The 14,513-nt window shown below is 77.9% G+C and carries 14 protein-coding genes; 11 read left to right on the top strand and 3 right to left on the bottom strand.

Annotated features, from left to right (window positions below; genetic code table 11):
* Positions 1-2 precede the first annotated feature (2 nt).
* From ACI8AC_RS08780 to ACI8AC_RS08745, 8 genes are all read left to right on the top strand, one after another.
* Positions 3-1,346 carry a dihydroorotate oxidase gene (locus ACI8AC_RS08780; RefSeq protein WP_456897190.1) on the top strand — a complete coding sequence of 448 codons (1,344 nt, stop codon included), beginning with the start codon at positions 3-5 and terminating at the stop codon, positions 1,344-1,346.
* On the top strand, positions 1,343-2,221 hold the full coding sequence (pyrF, locus tag ACI8AC_RS08775) for an orotidine-5'-phosphate decarboxylase (protein WP_456897188.1): 879 nt from the start codon (positions 1,343-1,345) through the stop codon (positions 2,219-2,221). Before ACI8AC_RS08780 ends, pyrF begins: the two co-directional genes overlap by 4 nt.
* A 337-nt stretch (positions 2,222-2,558) precedes the next feature.
* Positions 2,559-2,909 (top strand): integration host factor, actinobacterial type, encoded by a 351-nt coding sequence (gene mihF, locus ACI8AC_RS08770; RefSeq protein WP_456897186.1) that lies wholly within the window; start codon positions 2,559-2,561, stop codon positions 2,907-2,909.
* Positions 2,910-2,947: 38 nt separating this feature from the next.
* On the top strand, positions 2,948-3,559 hold the full coding sequence (gene gmk, locus ACI8AC_RS08765; RefSeq protein ID WP_456897185.1) for a guanylate kinase: 612 nt from the start codon (positions 2,948-2,950) through the stop codon (positions 3,557-3,559).
* Between the two features lie 55 nt (positions 3,560-3,614).
* On the top strand, positions 3,615-3,878 hold the full coding sequence (gene rpoZ, locus ACI8AC_RS08760) for a DNA-directed RNA polymerase subunit omega (RefSeq protein WP_012949163.1): 264 nt from the start codon (positions 3,615-3,617) through the stop codon (positions 3,876-3,878).
* Positions 3,879-4,009: 131 nt separating this feature from the next.
* On the top strand, positions 4,010-5,221 hold the full coding sequence (gene coaBC / locus ACI8AC_RS08755; protein WP_456897183.1) for a bifunctional phosphopantothenoylcysteine decarboxylase/phosphopantothenate--cysteine ligase CoaBC: 1,212 nt from the start codon (positions 4,010-4,012) through the stop codon (positions 5,219-5,221).
* Between the two features lie 107 nt (positions 5,222-5,328).
* Entirely contained in the window at positions 5,329-6,525 is a 1,197-nt protein-coding gene (gene metK, locus ACI8AC_RS08750) for a methionine adenosyltransferase (RefSeq protein ID WP_456897181.1), read from the top strand.
* A gap of 239 nt (positions 6,526-6,764) precedes the next feature.
* Entirely contained in the window at positions 6,765-8,720 is a 1,956-nt protein-coding gene (locus ACI8AC_RS08745) for a primosomal protein N' (RefSeq protein WP_456897179.1), read from the top strand.
* Positions 8,721-8,764: 44 nt separating this feature from the next.
* Here ACI8AC_RS08745 and ACI8AC_RS08740 read toward each other — a convergent pair whose 3' ends face one another.
* On the bottom strand, positions 8,765-9,259 hold the full coding sequence (locus ACI8AC_RS08740) for a hypothetical protein (protein WP_456897177.1): 495 nt from the start codon (positions 9,257-9,259) through the stop codon (positions 8,765-8,767).
* A 42-nt stretch (positions 9,260-9,301) separates the two neighbouring features.
* Between ACI8AC_RS08740 and def the strand changes: the two genes are divergently transcribed.
* The 3 genes from def to ACI8AC_RS08725 are packed head-to-tail and all read left to right on the top strand — an operon-like array spanning position 9,302 to position 12,209.
* A complete protein-coding gene (gene def, locus ACI8AC_RS08735) occupies positions 9,302-9,835 on the top strand; it encodes a peptide deformylase (RefSeq protein ID WP_456897175.1) in 534 nt (177 codons plus the stop codon).
* Positions 9,784-10,779 (top strand): methionyl-tRNA formyltransferase, encoded by a 996-nt coding sequence (gene fmt, locus ACI8AC_RS08730; protein ID WP_456897318.1) that lies wholly within the window; start codon positions 9,784-9,786, stop codon positions 10,777-10,779. The genes def and fmt overlap by 52 nt, the downstream gene beginning before the upstream one ends.
* On the top strand, positions 10,776-12,209 hold the full coding sequence (locus ACI8AC_RS08725; RefSeq protein ID WP_456897174.1) for an RsmB/NOP family class I SAM-dependent RNA methyltransferase: 1,434 nt from the start codon (positions 10,776-10,778) through the stop codon (positions 12,207-12,209). Before fmt ends, ACI8AC_RS08725 begins: the two co-directional genes overlap by 4 nt.
* Positions 12,210-12,225: 16 nt before the next feature.
* Here the strand turns inward: ACI8AC_RS08725 and ACI8AC_RS08720 are convergent, their stop codons facing one another.
* Both ACI8AC_RS08720 and ACI8AC_RS08715 read right to left on the bottom strand, forming a co-directional pair.
* Entirely contained in the window at positions 12,226-12,882 is a 657-nt protein-coding gene (locus ACI8AC_RS08720; protein WP_456897172.1) for a universal stress protein, read from the bottom strand.
* A 120-nt stretch (positions 12,883-13,002) separates the two neighbouring features.
* Positions 13,003-14,475, bottom strand: coding sequence for an aldehyde dehydrogenase family protein (locus ACI8AC_RS08715; protein ID WP_456897170.1), 1,473 nt, complete (start codon positions 14,473-14,475; stop codon positions 13,003-13,005).
* Positions 14,476-14,513: the final 38 nt, after the last annotated feature.

Raw genomic sequence — 14,513 nt, 5'->3', positions numbered from 1 at the left:
GCGTGCGCGACGACCTCGTGGCCCGGGGGGCGGTCGACGGCCTGCCCGGCGCCTTCCTCGCCGGGGTCACCCGGTTCGCGCGGCCGCCGCAGCCGGAGCTCGACGCCCTGGCCGCGGCGGCGCGCGGGCTGGCGGACCGCCTGGCCACCGGCGCGGTCGGCGACGACGACCTGCCCCTGCTGACCCGGGTGCTCTTCTTCGCCGGCCACGCGGGGGTCCTGGCCGCCGCGGGCGTCCCGACACCGGCCTACGACGTGCTGGGCTCCTACCGCGACAACCTCACCACCCCGGTCGGGCCGCGGTTGCCGGAGCGGCCGGCCGCCCGGCGCCGCTGGCCGGTGCTGGGCCGGTCGCTCGGCTTCCCCATCGGGGTGCCGGCCTGCGTGCTCAACGGCGGCGAGCAGTGGGTGCGCCACTTCGCGTCCAACGGCTACAGCGTGCTGACCTACAAGACCGTCCGCAGCCGCGCCCACGAGCCCAACCCCCGGCCCAACTGGACCTTCGCCCCGCGCGAGACGGCGAGCCTGCCGCCCGGCGCGTCGGCGGAGGTCGTCTCGGACCCGTGGGACTGGGTGGCGCCCGGCACGCCCGCGGTCAGCACGGTGAACTCCTTCGGGGTCCCCTCCCCGGCCCCGGAGGAGTGGATGCCCGACCTGGAGCGGTCGCTGGCCGCGCTCGCCGACGACCAGCTGCTCCTGGTCAGCGTCATGGGGGAGGACGCCGAGGGCGCCGGCCTCGCGGCCCTGGTCGCCGACTTCGCGCGGACCGCCGCGATGGCGCAGGAGGCCGGCGCGCCGGTGGTCGAGCTCAACCTCTCCTGCCCCAACACCCTGGACCGCTCGGCGGCGGGGGTGCGCCCGCCGCTGTGCCTGGACGCCGACGCGACCGTGGCCGTCGTCGAGGGCGTCCGCCGGGCCCTGGACGACCGCACCGGGCTGGTGGCCAAGCTGTCCTGGCTGGACGCCGGGCAGCTCGCCGCCCTGGTGCCCCGGATCGCCCCGCTGGTCGACGGCGTCGCGGGCATCAACACCGTCCAGAGCCGGGTGCGCCGTAGCGACGGCGCGCCGACGTTCCCCGGCCGCGAGCTCGCCGGGCTGTCGGGCGTCGCCGTGCGGGCCTCCGCGCTGGACTTCACCCGCCGCCTGGTGGCGCTGCGGGACGCGGCGGGGGCGCGTTTCGACGTCCTGGCGATGGGCGGGGTCACCGACCCGGCGTCCTTCGAGGCGCTGTTCGCCGCCGGTGCCGACGCGGTGCAGTCGGCCTCCGGGGCCTTCGCCGACCCGTACCTGGCCCGCGACTGCATCGCCGCGCTGGGGGAGACCCTGCCGCGCGCGGTGGCGCCGTGAACGCCCCGTTCGGGCAGCGGCTGGCCGACGCGGTCGCCGCCCGCGGCCCGCTGTGCGTCGGCATCGACCCGCACGTGCCGCTGCTGGAGCGCTGGGGGCTGCCGGACGACCCCACGGGGCTCGCGCGGTTCACCGACGCCGTCGTCGACGCGCTGGCCGGCACCGTCGCCGTCCTCAAGCCGCAGCTGGCGTTCTACGAGCGGCACGGTTCGCGGGGCCTGGCGGTGCTGGAGGACGCCGTCGCCCGCGCCCGCGCCGCCGGGGCGCTGGTCCTCCTCGACGCCAAGCGCGGCGACATCGGCTCGACGATGGACGCCTACGCCGACTACCTGCGCCCGGGCCACCCGCTGGCCGTCGACGCCATGACCGTCAGCCCCTACCTGGGCCCCGGCTCCCTCCAGCCGGCGGTCGACACCGCCCGCCAGCACGGCGGGGGGCTGTTCGTCCTCGCCCGCACCTCCAACCCGGAGGCCGGCGCCCTCCAGCACGCGCTCGCCGGGGAGCGGTCGGTGGCGCAGGTCGTCGTCGACGCCGTCCGCGGCTGGAACACCCCCGGCTGGGTGGTCGGCGACCCGCCGCCCGACCTCGGCGCCGTGCAGGACCTCGGCAGCCGCTGGGGCCCGGCCACGGGCTCCTTCGGCGTCGTCGTCGGCGCCACGCTGGCCGAGTGCGACGTCGACCTGACCGGCCTCGGCGGCCCCGTGCTCGCGCCGGGGCTCGGCGCCCAGGGCGGCTCGCCGGCCGACCTGCGCCGGCTCTTCGGCGACGGCGCGGCCGTGGTCCCGACGGTGTCGCGCGACGTGCTGGCCGCCGGGCCCGGCCCCGGAGCGCTCCGGGCGGCCGCCGGGCGCTGGGCCGCCGCGCTGGCCGCGTGAGCCGAGGGGTCCTGCCCGGCCCGGTCCCCACCGGACGGCGTCCCGGCGTGTCGGACCCGGCGTGTCGGGCGCACGCCGTCGTGGCACGGGCGCGACACGGCTGCCACGCAACCGGGGTTGACCTGCGATCCTGACGGAGTGTGAGCGCTGGTGGGCACGCGGAGTCACCGGAGGGTCACGAATTGCCGGGAAAGTAGGCGTGGACCGGGCGTGACCTGCGCATATCCCGGGAACTAGGTTGATCGCCAGGCTCAGCACAGAGCACCGGCACGACGAGATCAGCACGAGCCCCGCCGGCCGAGCCCGAAGGCCGGCGACGACGAGATTGGGTCGCACCATGCCCCTTCCCGACCTGTCCCCCGAACAGCGCGCCGCGGCCCTCGAGAAGGCCGCCGCCGCCCGCAAGGCCCGGGCCGAGCTCCGCGAGCGCCTCAAGAGCAAGGGCGCCACCGTCGGCGACGTCCTCCGCCAGGGCGAGACCGACGAGGTGATCGGCAAGATGCGCGTCTCCGCGGTCCTGGAGTCCCTGCCCGGCGTGGGCAAGGCGCGGGCTGCGAAGATCATGGAGCGGCTCGAGATCTCCCCGACCCGCCGGGTGCGCGGCCTGGGTGCCAACCAGCGCAGGGCCCTCGAAGCGGAGTTCGGCGGCGAGAAGGTGGCCGCCGACCAGGCCGCCGCCGAGGCCTGATCCCGCTCGTCGAGGCACCCGGAGGTCGAGGACGACGCGTGGCGAGTGTCGCCCCCCAGCAGTCCCCCGCGCGGCTGACCGTGCTCTCCGGCCCCTCCGGGGTCGGCAAGGGCACGGTCGTCGCGGAGGTCCGGCGCCGGTACCCCGACGTGTGGGTGTCGGTGTCGGCGACGACCCGCCGCGCACGGCCCGGTGAGGTCGACGGGGTGCACTACCACTTCGTCGACGACGCCGAGTTCGACCGGCTCGTCGCCGAGGACGGCCTCCTGGAGTGGGCCGAGTACGCCGGCAACCGCTACGGCACGCCGGCCGCCCCGGTGCGCGAGCGACTCGCCACCGGGGCGCCGGCGCTGCTCGAGATCGAGCTCCAGGGAGCCCGCCAGGTGCGGGCCCGGGACGCCGATGCCCAGCTGGTGTTCCTCGCCCCGCCGTCCTGGGCCGAGCTGGTCAGCCGGCTGGCCGGGCGCGGGTCCGAGCCCCCGGCCGTCCAGGAGCGCCGGCTGGCCATCGCCCAGGCCGAGCTGGACGCGGCCGGGGAGTTCGACGTGGTCGTGGTCAACGACGACGTGGCCCGGGCCGCGGACGAGTTGGTAGGCTTGCTGACTGCGCCGTCGTCCCACCCGCGTCAGGAGACCGGCGCCACCGAGTGAGCGCACGGCCCCCGGCCGCCCGCCCACGCCACCGAGCTGAGGAGCACGCCCGCCCGTGTCCGGAGTCGCACCCGCCCCCGAGGGCATCACCAACCCGCCGATCGACGAGCTGCTCGAGCGCACCAGCAGCAAGTACGGTCTGGTGATCTTCGCCGCCAAGCGCGCGCGGCAGATCAACGCCTACTACAGCCAGCTCTCCGAGGGCCTGCTGGAGTACGTCGGCCCGCTGGTCGACACCGCGCCGCAGGAGAAGCCGCTGTCCATCGCGCTCCGCGAGATCAACGAGGGCCTGCTCACCCACACCGCCGGCGAGAACTGAGAGCGGACCCCGTCGCCCCCCACCCCTCGCGCGCTCGGGGCGGGGCCCTGCGACGGGGCCGTTCCAGCCCTCACGAGTGACGCCCCCGGCACCCGGTGCCGGGGGCGTCGCCGTGCGTGGAGGATGTCCCCATGAGCCGCATCGTCCTGGGCGTCGCCGGTGGCGTGGCCGCGTACAAGGCCGCGCTGCTGCTGCGGGCGTTCACCGAGGCCGGCCACGACGTCCGCGTCGTCCCGACCCCGGCGGCCCTGCGCTTCGTGGGCGCGGCGACCTTCGAGGCGCTGTCGGGCAACCCGGTCACCACCGACGTCTGGTCCGACGTCGACGAGGTGGCCCACGTGCGGATCGGGCAGACCGCCGACCTGGTGGTCGTCGCCCCCGCCACGGCCGACCTGCTGGCCCGCGCCGCGGCCGGCCGTGCCGATGACCTGCTGACCGCCACCCTGCTCACCGCGCACTGCCCGGTGGTGTTCGTTCCGGCGATGCACACCGAGATGTGGCTGCACCCGGCCACCCAGGACAACGTCGCCACGCTGCGCCGCCGCGGCTCGGTCGTGCTGCCGCCGGCCGTCGGGCGGCTCACCGGACCGGACTCCGGGCCGGGCCGGCTGCCCGAGCCGGGCGACGTGGCGGCCCTGGCCGGCGTGGTCCTCGGCGGCGGCGCCGGCACGCTGGCCCGTGACCTCGAGGGCCGCCGCGTCGTGATCAGCGCCGGGGGCACGCGGGAGCCGCTCGACCCGGTGCGCTACCTCGGCAACCGGTCCTCCGGCCGGCAGGGCTGGGCGCTGGCCCGGGTCGCCGCCGCGCGGGGTGCGGAGGTGGTCCTCGTGGCGGCCAACGTCGAGGAGCCGGCGCCGTTCGGCGTCCGCGTCGTCCCGGTCGGGACGGCGGAGGAGCTGCGCGTGGCCGTGACCGCCGAGGCGGCGGACGCCGACGTGGTCGTGATGGCGGCCGCGGTCGCCGACTTCCGGCCGGCCGCGGCGGCCGGCACCAAGCTGAAGAAGGGCGGGCCCTCCGAGCCGGACGCGGTGGGCCTGGTGCGGACCGCCGACGTGCTCGCCGAGCTGGTGCAGACCCGCCCGGCCGGCCAGCTGGTGGTCGGCTTCGCCGCCGAGACCGGTGACGACGAGGGCGACGTGCTCACCCACGCCCGCGCCAAGCTGGCCCGCAAGGGCTGCGACCTGCTCGTGGTCAACGACGTCTCCGGCGGGCGGGTCTTCGGGCGCCCGGACAACGCCGCGGTCGTGCTCGCCGCGGACGGCAGCGCGACCGAGGTCCCCGAGGCCAGCAAGGACGCCGTGGCCGCGGCCATCTGGAGCGCCGTCGTCCCCCGGCTGGCGTGAGCGGGGGAGCGCCGGGCGCGGACCCGGTGCCCGCCGGTAACGTGCACGCCGGACGCACCGGCCCCGCCGGTGCCGCGAGAGTGCCCCCGACCCCCTAGGAGCCCCGAGTGCCACGCCGTCTCTTCACGTCCGAGTCGGTGACCGAGGGCCACCCGGACAAGATCGCCGACCAGATCAGCGACGCGATCCTCGACGCGATGCTCGAGCAGGACCCGCGCAGCCGGGTCGCGGTGGAGACGCTCATCACCACCGGCCAGGTGCACATCGCCGGCGAGGTCACCACGGGCGGCTACGTCGACATCGCCGACATCGTCCGGCGGACCATCCTCGGCATCGGCTACGACTCCTCGCGCAAGGGCTTCGACGGGGCCTCGTGCGGCGTGAGCGTGTCCATCGGCTCGCAGTCCCCCGACATCGCCCAGGGCGTCGACACCGCCTACGAGGCGCGCACGGCCGGCGTCACCGACGACGAGATCGAGCGCCAGGGCGCCGGTGACCAGGGCCTGATGTTCGGCTACGCCACCGACGAGACCCCCGAGCTCATGCCGCTGCCGATCGCGCTCGCCCACCGGCTCTCCCGGCGGCTGTCGGCGGTCCGCAAGGACGGCTCGGTGCCCTACCTGCGCCCCGACGGGAAGACCCAGGTCACCGTCGTCTACGAGGACGACCGGCCGGTCGGCGTCGACACCGTGGTCGTCTCCTCCCAGCACGCCGAGGACATCTCGATCGACCAGCTGCTGACCCCCGACGTCCAGGAGCTCGTCGTCGAGCCGGAGCTGGCCGCGCTCGGCCTGCCCACCGACGGCTACCGGCTCCTGGTCAACCCCACCGGCAAGTTCGTCATCGGCGGGCCGATGGGCGACGCCGGGCTCACCGGCCGCAAGATCATCGTCGACACCTACGGTGGCATGGCCCGCCACGGCGGCGGCGCCTTCTCCGGCAAGGACCCGTCCAAGGTCGACCGCTCGGGCGCCTACGCGATGCGCTGGGTGGCCAAGAACGTCGTCGCCGCGGGCCTGGCCCGCCGGTGCGAGGTCCAGGTCGCCTACGCCATCGGCACCGCCCACCCGGTGGGGCTGTTCGTCGACACGCACGGCACCGGCACGGTCGCCGACGACGCGCTCGAGAAGGCCATCGGCACGGTGTTCGACCTGCGGCCGGGTGCCATCGTGCGGGACCTCGACCTGCTGCGACCCATCTACGGGCCGACCGCCGCCTACGGGCACTTCGGGCGCACCGACGTCGAGCTGCCCTGGGAGCGGCTGGACCGCGTCGAGGCGCTGCGCGCGGCCGCGGGGGCCTGAAGGAGGGCCCCTCTGCCCCCCGCCCTCGAAGGCTCGCGGGGGGCCCTGCGGAGGGGCCGCCCGCCCTCCTCACCCCCAGGGGCTCCCGCGGCCCCCGGGGGACGAGGCGAGCAGCGGCGCGGCGGTGTCGGACCCGGCGGCCACACTGACCCGAGCCGCCCCGCGCCCGCCGAACGGAGACGTCGCTGACCCCGGCCCCGCCCACCCCGGACCCCGACCCGGGCGCCCGCCCGCCGCGGGTGGCCCGGGTCGTCGTCGACGTGCCGCTGGCCCACCTGGACCGCACCTTCGACTACGCCGTCCCCGACGAGCTGGCCGGCCGGGTCGTGCCCGGCTGCCGGGTGCGGGTGCGCTTCGCCGGGCAGCTGGTCGACGGCTTCGTCGCCGAGCTGGGGGACACCACCGAGCACGGCGGCCGGCTGGCGCCGCTGGCCAAGCTGGTCTCGCCCGAGCCGGTGCTGACCCCGGAGGTGCTGGCACTGGCCCGCTCGGTCGCCGACCGCTGGGGCGGCACCGTGCCCGACGTGCTGCGCCTGGCCGTCCCGCCCCGCCGCGCGGCGGCGGAGAAGCGGGCGCCGGCCGAGCCGCCGCCGGCGCCGGCGGCGCCCGACCCGGCCGGCTTCGCCCGCTACCCGGCCGGGCCCTCGCTGCTCGCGGCGGTCGCCGAGGGCCGGCCGGCCCGCGCGGTCTGGACGGCGCTGCCCGGCGAGGACTGGCCCGCCCGCCTCGCCGAGCTCTGCCAGGCCGCGCTGTCCGGCGGTCGGGGGGCGCTCGTCGTCGTCCCCGACGGCCGCGACCTCGACCGGCTCGCCGCCGCGGCCGAGCAGCGGCTCCCGGCCGGCTCCACCGTCGTCCTCCGTGCCGACGCGGCCCCCGACGCCCGGTACCGGCGGTTCCTGGACGCCGCCCGCGGCAGCGCGCGGGTGGTCCTGGGCGCGCGGGCCGCGGTCTACGCCCCGGTGGCAGACCTCGGCCTGGTCGCCGTCTGGGACGACGGGGACGACCTGCACGCCGAGCCCCGGGCGCCCTACGCGCACGCCCGCGACGTCCTCCTGCACCGCGCCCACCTGGCCTCCTGCGCGGCCGTCGTCGCCGGCACCGCGCGCACCGCGGAGGCCCAGCTGCTGGTCGACAGCGGTTGGGCGCACGAGCTGGCCGCCGACCGGGCCACCCTGCGCGCGGCCGCGCCGCGGGTGCAGGCCCTGGGCGCCGACGCCGAGCTGGCCCGCGACCCCGCCGCGCGCACCGCCCGGCTGCCCAGCCTGGCCCACCGGGTGGCCCGCCAGGCGCTGGCCGACGGCGCCCCGGTGCTGGTCCAGGTGCCCCGGGCCGGGTACGCGCCGGGCCTGGCCTGCGACCGCTGCCGGTCGCCGGCCCGCTGCCCGGTGTGCTCGGGCCCGCTCGGCATCGCCGCCGCACCCGGCCCGGGCGGCTCCCGGGTGCCGGCCTGCCGGTGGTGCGCCCGCCCGGCGGCGGCCTTCGACTGCCCGCACTGCCACGGCACCAAGCTGCGGGCGACCGTGGTGGGTGCCGGGCGGACCGCCGAGGAGCTCGGCCGGGCCTTCCCCGGGGCCGCGGTGCGGGTCTCCGGCCGCGGGTCCGGCGTCCTCGCCACGGTCCCGGGCGGGCCGGCCCTCGTGGTCGCCACCCCGGGCGCCGAACCGGTGGCCGAGGGCGGGTACGGGGCGGCGCTGCTGCTGGACTCCTGGGCGCTGCTCGGCCGGGCCGACCTGCGCGCGGGGGAGGAGACGCTGCGCCGGTGGCTGAACGCGGCGACCCTCGTCCGGCCGGCGTCGGCCGGCGGCCAGGTGGTGGTCGCCGCGGACGCCGCCCACCCGGTCGTGCAGGCCCTGGTGCGCTGGGACCCCGCCTGGCTGGCCGCCCGCGAGCTGGCCGACCGCCGGGAGCTCGGCTTCCCGCCGGCCACCCGCATGGCGGCCCTCTCCGGGTCGCCCGCGGCGCTCGCCGAGTTCCTCGCGGCCGCCCGCCTCCCCGGGGACGCCGACGTGCTCGGCCCGGTGCCCGAACCGGCGCGACCGGGCGACGAGGGGGAGCGCGAGCGCTTCCTGGTCCGCGTCCCGCGGGCGGAGGGGCTCGGTCTGGCCCACGCGCTGGCCGCCGTCCAGGGGGTGCGCAGCGCGAAGAAGGCCGCCGAGCACGTGCGGGTGCAGCTCGACCCGCTCGACCTCGTCTGACCGCCCGCGCGCGCCGGGCCGGTCTGCGGGTGGCGCGGGGCAGCTCAGTCCGACGACTGCCTGAGCAGCTCGGCGAGCTCGTCGTCCAGACCCGCGGTCATCCGGTCGGCGGCGATCAGGGCGGTGGCCCGGCGCCACCACGCCGGCACGGTCGAGGCGGCCGTGGCCACGCCGACCGCCACCCCGAGCAGCAGGTGGGGGCGCGCGTGCCCGCGGCGGCGCAGCGCCCGGGCGAGCGGGCCGTCCACGGCCGTGACCAGCAGCCCCCAGCCGGTGGTCACCAGCGCCTGGTGGACCCGCGCCGCCCGGTCGTGCGGGTCGTCGGGCAGCGCCGGCAGCCCGCGCACCGCCCGGCGCAGCGCGGGCAGCTCGCGGACGACGGTCTCGGCCGTCACCGCCGCGCCGGTCGCCAGGTACACCCCCGCCCGGCCGGGGGAGCGGGCGGGGAGCTCGAGGGCCGCCTCGGCGGCACCGACGACCAGGCCGTCGAGGGCAGCGCTGGCGACCGCGCGGGCGCGGTGGGACGTCGCTGAGGCCATGTGCGCACCGTAGCCAGGTCCGGCGCCGCCTAGGATCGACCGGTGAGCGTGACCCCCATCCGGCTGCTCGGCGACCCGGTGCTGCGGACGCCCGCAGCCCCCGTCGTCGACTTCGACGCCGAGCTGCGGCAGCTGGTCGCCGACCTGACCGACACCATGGCCGCCGCCGGCGGTGCCGGCCTGGCCGCGCCCCAGCTCGGCGTGGGCCTGCGGGTGTTCACCTGGTACGTCGACGGGGAGCTCGGCCACCTGGTCAACCCGGTCGTCGCGACGGTGGGGGAGGAGGTGCAGGAAGGCCCGGAGGGCTGCCTGTCCATCCCCGGCTACAGCTACGACTGCCGCCGCTCCCTGCACGTGGTCGCCACGGGGGTGGACGTGCACGGCGAGCCGGTCCGCGTCGAGGGCTCGCACCTGCTGGCCCGCGCGGTGCAGCACGAGGTCGACCACCTCGACGGCGTGCTGTTCCTCGACCGGCTGGACCCCGCCGCCCGCGCCGCCGCGCTGGCCGCGATCGCCGAGGCCGACTGGGCCGGCGCCGCCGCCTGGACCCCGCGCGTGGAGGTGAGTCCCCACTGAGGCTGCTGTTCGCCGGGACGCCGGACGTCGCCGTCCCCTCGCTGGACCTCCTCCTCGCCTCGCAGCGGCACGAGGTCGTCGCCGTCCTCACCCGTCCCGACGCCCGTTCCGGGCGCGGGCGCCGGGTGAGCCGCTCGCCCGTCGCCGAGCGGGCCGACGCCGCCGGCGTCCCGGTGCTGCAACCGGGCTCGCCGCGCGACCCCGGGTTCCTCGCCGCGCTCGCCGACCTGGCCGTCGACTGCGCCCCGGTGGTCGCCTACGGGGCGCTGGTGCCCCGGGCGGCGCTGGACCTGCCGCGCCACGGGTGGGTCAACCTGCACTTCTCCCTGCTGCCGGCCTGGCGCGGGGCCGCCCCGGTGCAGCACGCGCTGATGGCCGGCGACGAGGTCACCGGGGCCTGCACCTTCCGGCTGGAGGCCGGCCTGGACACCGGCCCGGTCTACGGCGTGGTCACCGAGCCGGTCGGGCCCCGGGACACCGCCGGTGACCTGCTGGGCCGCCTGGCGCTCAGCGGGGCCCGGCTGCTGGTCGCCACCCTCGACGGGATCGAGGACGGCACCGTCGTGCCCGAGCCGCAGCCGGCCGAGGGGGTCAGCCTCGCGCCGCGGATCGAGCCGGCCGACGCGCGGGTCGACTGGTCGCTCCCGGCGCACGTCGTCGACCGCCGGGTCCGGGGGGTGACCCCGGCGCCGGGCGCCTGGACGACCTGGCGCGGGGAGCGGCTGCGGCTCGCGCCGGTGGAGCCGCTGCCGACGTCGCTGGGCCTGGCGCCCGGCGAGCTGTCGGTGGGCCCCACGGGCGTGCTCGTCGGCACCGGCCGGGGCGCGGTCCGGCTGACGATGGTGCAGCCGGCCGGCAAGCGGATGCTCCCGGCCGCCGACTGGGCCCGCGGCGCCCGCCCGGAGCCCGGTGAGCGGGTCGGCGACGAGGGGGCGGCGGCGTGACCCGCCCGCCCCGCCGACCCGGCGGCGGCCCGCGTCCGGGGCGCCGCGAGGCGCCGCGCCAGGGCCGCCGCCCACCGCGCCCGCGGCTGGACGGCGCCCGGCTGACCGCCTACGACGTCCTGGACGCCGTCACCTCGCGCGAGGCCTACGCGAACCTGCTGCTGCCGCAGCTGCTGCGCGACCGGGCCGGCGACCTCGACGAACGCGACGCCGCCTTCGCCACCCAGCTGGCCTACGGCACGCTGCGGGCCCGGGGCACCCTCGACGCGGTGCTGGCCCGGCTGGTCGACCGGCCGCTGGGTGACCTCGACCCCCGGGTGCTCGACCTGCTGCGGCTGGGCACCCACCAGCTGCTCGACCTCCGGGTGCCCGCGCACGCCGCCGTGGCGACCACCGTCGACCTCACCCGGGGGATCGTCGGCGGCGGCGCCGCCGGACTGGTGAACGCGGTGCTGCGGAAGGTGGCGGCCGGCGGGGAGCGTGCGGACTGGCTCGAGCGGCTCGGCGGGGACGAGCGGCAGCGGCTGGCACTGGCCACCGATCACCCCGGCTGGGTGGTCGACGCCTGGCGGGACGCGCTGGCCGGCTGCGCCCCGCAGGAGGGCGGCGACGAGCTCGCCGACGCGCTGCGGGCCGACAACGCCGCACCGGAGGTGCACCTGGTGGCCCGCCGGCTGGCGCGCGAGGAGCTGGCCGCCGAGTCCGGCGGCACCCCGGGCCCGTGGTCGCCGTACGCGGTGCGGCTGGGCGGCGGTGACCCGGCCCGGGTCCCCGCCGTCCGGGCCGGCCGGGCGGCGGTGCAGGACGAGGGCAGCCAGCTGGCCGCCCTCCTGCTCGCCCGGGCCCCCCTCGAGGGGCCGGACGCGGCGTGGCTCGACGTCTGCGCCGGGCCGGGCGGCAAGGCGGCGCTGCTGGCCGCCGTCCGCCCCGCGGGCGTGCACCTCACCGCGGCCGACCGGTCGCCGCACCGGGCGGAGCTGGTGCGCGGCGCGCTGCGCGACGAGCCGGGCACCGAGGTGCTCGTCGCCGACGGCCGGTCGGGGCCGTGGGCGCCCGGCTCGTTCGACCGGGTGCTGCTCGACGCGCCGTGCACCGGGCTGGGCGCGCTGCGGCGCCGCCCGGAGGTGCGGTGGCGGCGGACGCCGGAGGACGTCGCCCCGCTGGCGGAGCTGCAGCGCGAGCTGCTCGCCGGGGCGCTGGCGGCCGTGCGGCCGGGCGGCCTGGTCGCCTACGTGACCTGCTCGCCGCACCCGGCGGAGACGGTGGCGGTCGTCGACGCCGCCGCCGGCCGGGAGGACGTCGAGGTGCTCCCCGTGGCGCCGCTGTTCCCCGACGTGCCCGGGGTCGAGCGGGGCCGCTACGCCCAGCTGTGGCCGCACCGGCACGGCACCGACGCGATGTTCCTCGCGCTGCTGCGCCGCGCGCGCTGAACCCCCTCCGGCCCGCTCACCGGGCCGGGGGGACGAGCAGGACCGGCACGTCGGCGTGCCGGAGGGCGTGGTCGGCGACGCTGCCGAGGAGCCGGTGGGTCAGCCCCCGCCCGCGGCGGCCGACGACGAGCACGTCGGCGTCCTCGGAGCGGGCGACGGCGACCAGCGCCGGGCCGGGGTCGCCGGTGCAGATCTCCAGCACCGGTGCCTCCGCGCCGGGCCGCAGCCACCGGCACCGCTCGGCCAGGTGGTCGTGCCACTCCTGCTGGGTGCGCCGGTCACCGAACTCCCCGACGTCCGGGTCGAGGACGCTGACCAGCACCACCCGGGCGCCGCTGCCGTCGAAGAGCCGGCCGGCCAGCCGGACCGCGTCGTCCGAGCCGGCCGAGCGGTCGAGGCCGACGACGACCGTCGGGCCCCGACCCGGGTCGCGCGCCGGGGCCGCCCCCGCCGCCGGGGTGGGAGCCGGATCGGCGCCGGCCCGCTCCAGCACCCCGGAGGAGCGGCGCCCGCGCTCGACCGCGATCGGGACGAACAGCGGCCCGAGCGCGCCGCCGATGAGGTACCAGCGGCGGTCGCGGTAGCCGTGGCGGGCGAGCAGGAAGAAGGCCGCGCCTAGCCCGCAGGCCAGCCAGAGCAGGACGACGAGGGTGACGTAGAGGCCGGTGGACACGGGGCTCCCGACGGACGTGGTGGGCGGTCCTCCCCACCGTGCCCACACCCCGCCCCCGCCGCCGGGGGTCCTGGGTCCCGACGGGCCGGGTCGATGGACCCGCCGGACGCCCGGGGTCGGTCAGAAGGGGAACTGCCGCTTGGTGTGCTGCACGCTCACCCAGTGGTCGGTGGTGAACTCCTCGATCGCCCACTCGCCACCGAAGCGGCCCAGGCCGGACTCCTTCTCCCCGCCGAACGCGGTGTTGTTCTCGTCGTTGAGCGGGGAGTCGTTGACGTGCGTCATCCCGGCCTCGACGCGCAGGGCGAACCGGACCCCGCGTTCGGTGTCCTCGGTGAACACCGCGCTGGAGAGGCCGTACTCGGTGTCGTTGGCGATGGCCAGGGCGTCGTCCTCGTCCCGCGCCCGGATGATCGTGGCCACCGGGCCGAAGACCTCCTCGCGCGCGGTGGCGACGTCGTTGCCGCCCAGCAGCACGTGCGCCGGCAGCACCGAGCCGATCGGCCCCGTGGGGTCGCCGCCGACGAGCTGCCGGGCGCCGTCGTCCCGGGCGCGGGCGAGCTTGTCCTGGATGTCCTCGAGCTGCTTGCCGTTGATGATCGGCCCGATCACCGTGGAGGGGTCCCGCGGGTCGCCGGCCTGCAGGCCGGCAACCTTCGCGACGAACCGGTCGACGAACTCGTCGTGCACGCGGTCGTCCACCACCAGCCGGTTGGTGATCATGCAGACCTGGCCCTGGTGGAAGAACTTCCCCCACACGGCGGCGTCGACCGCGTAGTCCAGGTCGGCGTCGTCGAGCACGACGAGCGGGCCGTTGCCGCCCAGCTCCAGCGACAGCTTCTTCAACCCGGCCTTCTCCGCGATGCCCTTGCCGACCGGTGTGGAGCCGGTGAACGACACCACGCGCGGCACCGGGTGGGACACGATGGCGTCCCCGATCTCGCTGCCGGACCCGATGACAACCGACAGCAGCCCGTCGGGCAGGCCGGCCTCCTCGTATATCCGGGCCAGCAGCAGCCCGCCGGTCACCGGGGTGCCCCCAGCGGGCTTGAGGACGACGCCGTTGCCGACGGCCAGCGCCGGGGCGACCGAGCGGTTGGACAGGTGCATGGGCACGTTCCACGGGCTGATGACGGCGACCACGCCCACCGGGCGGCGGTAGACCCGGCTCTCCTTGCCCTCGATGTCGGCGGGCAGGATCCGCCCCTCCACGCGGTACGGGTAGGACGCCGCCTCGAAGAAGTCCCGCTGGGTGATCGCCCACTGGAACTCCGCCACCGGCGCCGCGCAGCCGGTCTCGCGGATCAGCCAGTCGACGATCTCGCCCTTGCGCGCCTCCATGACGTCGGCGGCGCGGCGCATGACCGCGGCCCGCTCGCCCGGCAGGCGGCCGGCCCACTCCCGCTGCGCCTCCCGGGCGGCGGCGTAGGCGGCGTCGAGGTCGTCGGCGTCGGCCAGGCGGATCTCGGTCAGCGTCTCGCCGGTGTAGGGGTCGGTGTCGGTCGCGGTCCGCTCCGAGCCGCCCTCGCGCCAGGTGCCGGCGAGGGGCATGCGGTCGAAGCCGTCGTAGCGGGCAGGGGTGTCCACAGCCATGGACGAGGCCCTACCCGGTGCCGGGCGACGGGCATGCG

Source organism: Geodermatophilus sp. SYSU D00758 (assembly GCF_054049955.1).
This window is presented reverse-complemented; position numbering and strand designations above follow the sequence as displayed.

What these genes read in the sequence shown, in the direction of transcription:
- mihF (WP_456897186.1), top strand. Translation starts at nt 2,559, where the DNA reads ATGCCCCTTCCCGACCTGTCCCCCGAACAGCGCGCCGCGGCCCTCGAG.
- coaBC (WP_456897183.1), top strand. Translation starts at nt 4,010, where the DNA reads ATGAGCCGCATCGTCCTGGGCGTCGCCGGTGGCGTGGCCGCGTACAAG.
- ACI8AC_RS08740 (WP_456897177.1), bottom strand. Translation starts at nt 9,259, where the DNA reads ATGGCCTCAGCGACGTCCCACCGCGCCCGCGCGGTCGCCAGCGCTGCC.
- ACI8AC_RS08715 (WP_456897170.1), bottom strand. Translation starts at nt 14,475, where the DNA reads ATGGCTGTGGACACCCCTGCCCGCTACGACGGCTTCGACCGCATGCCC.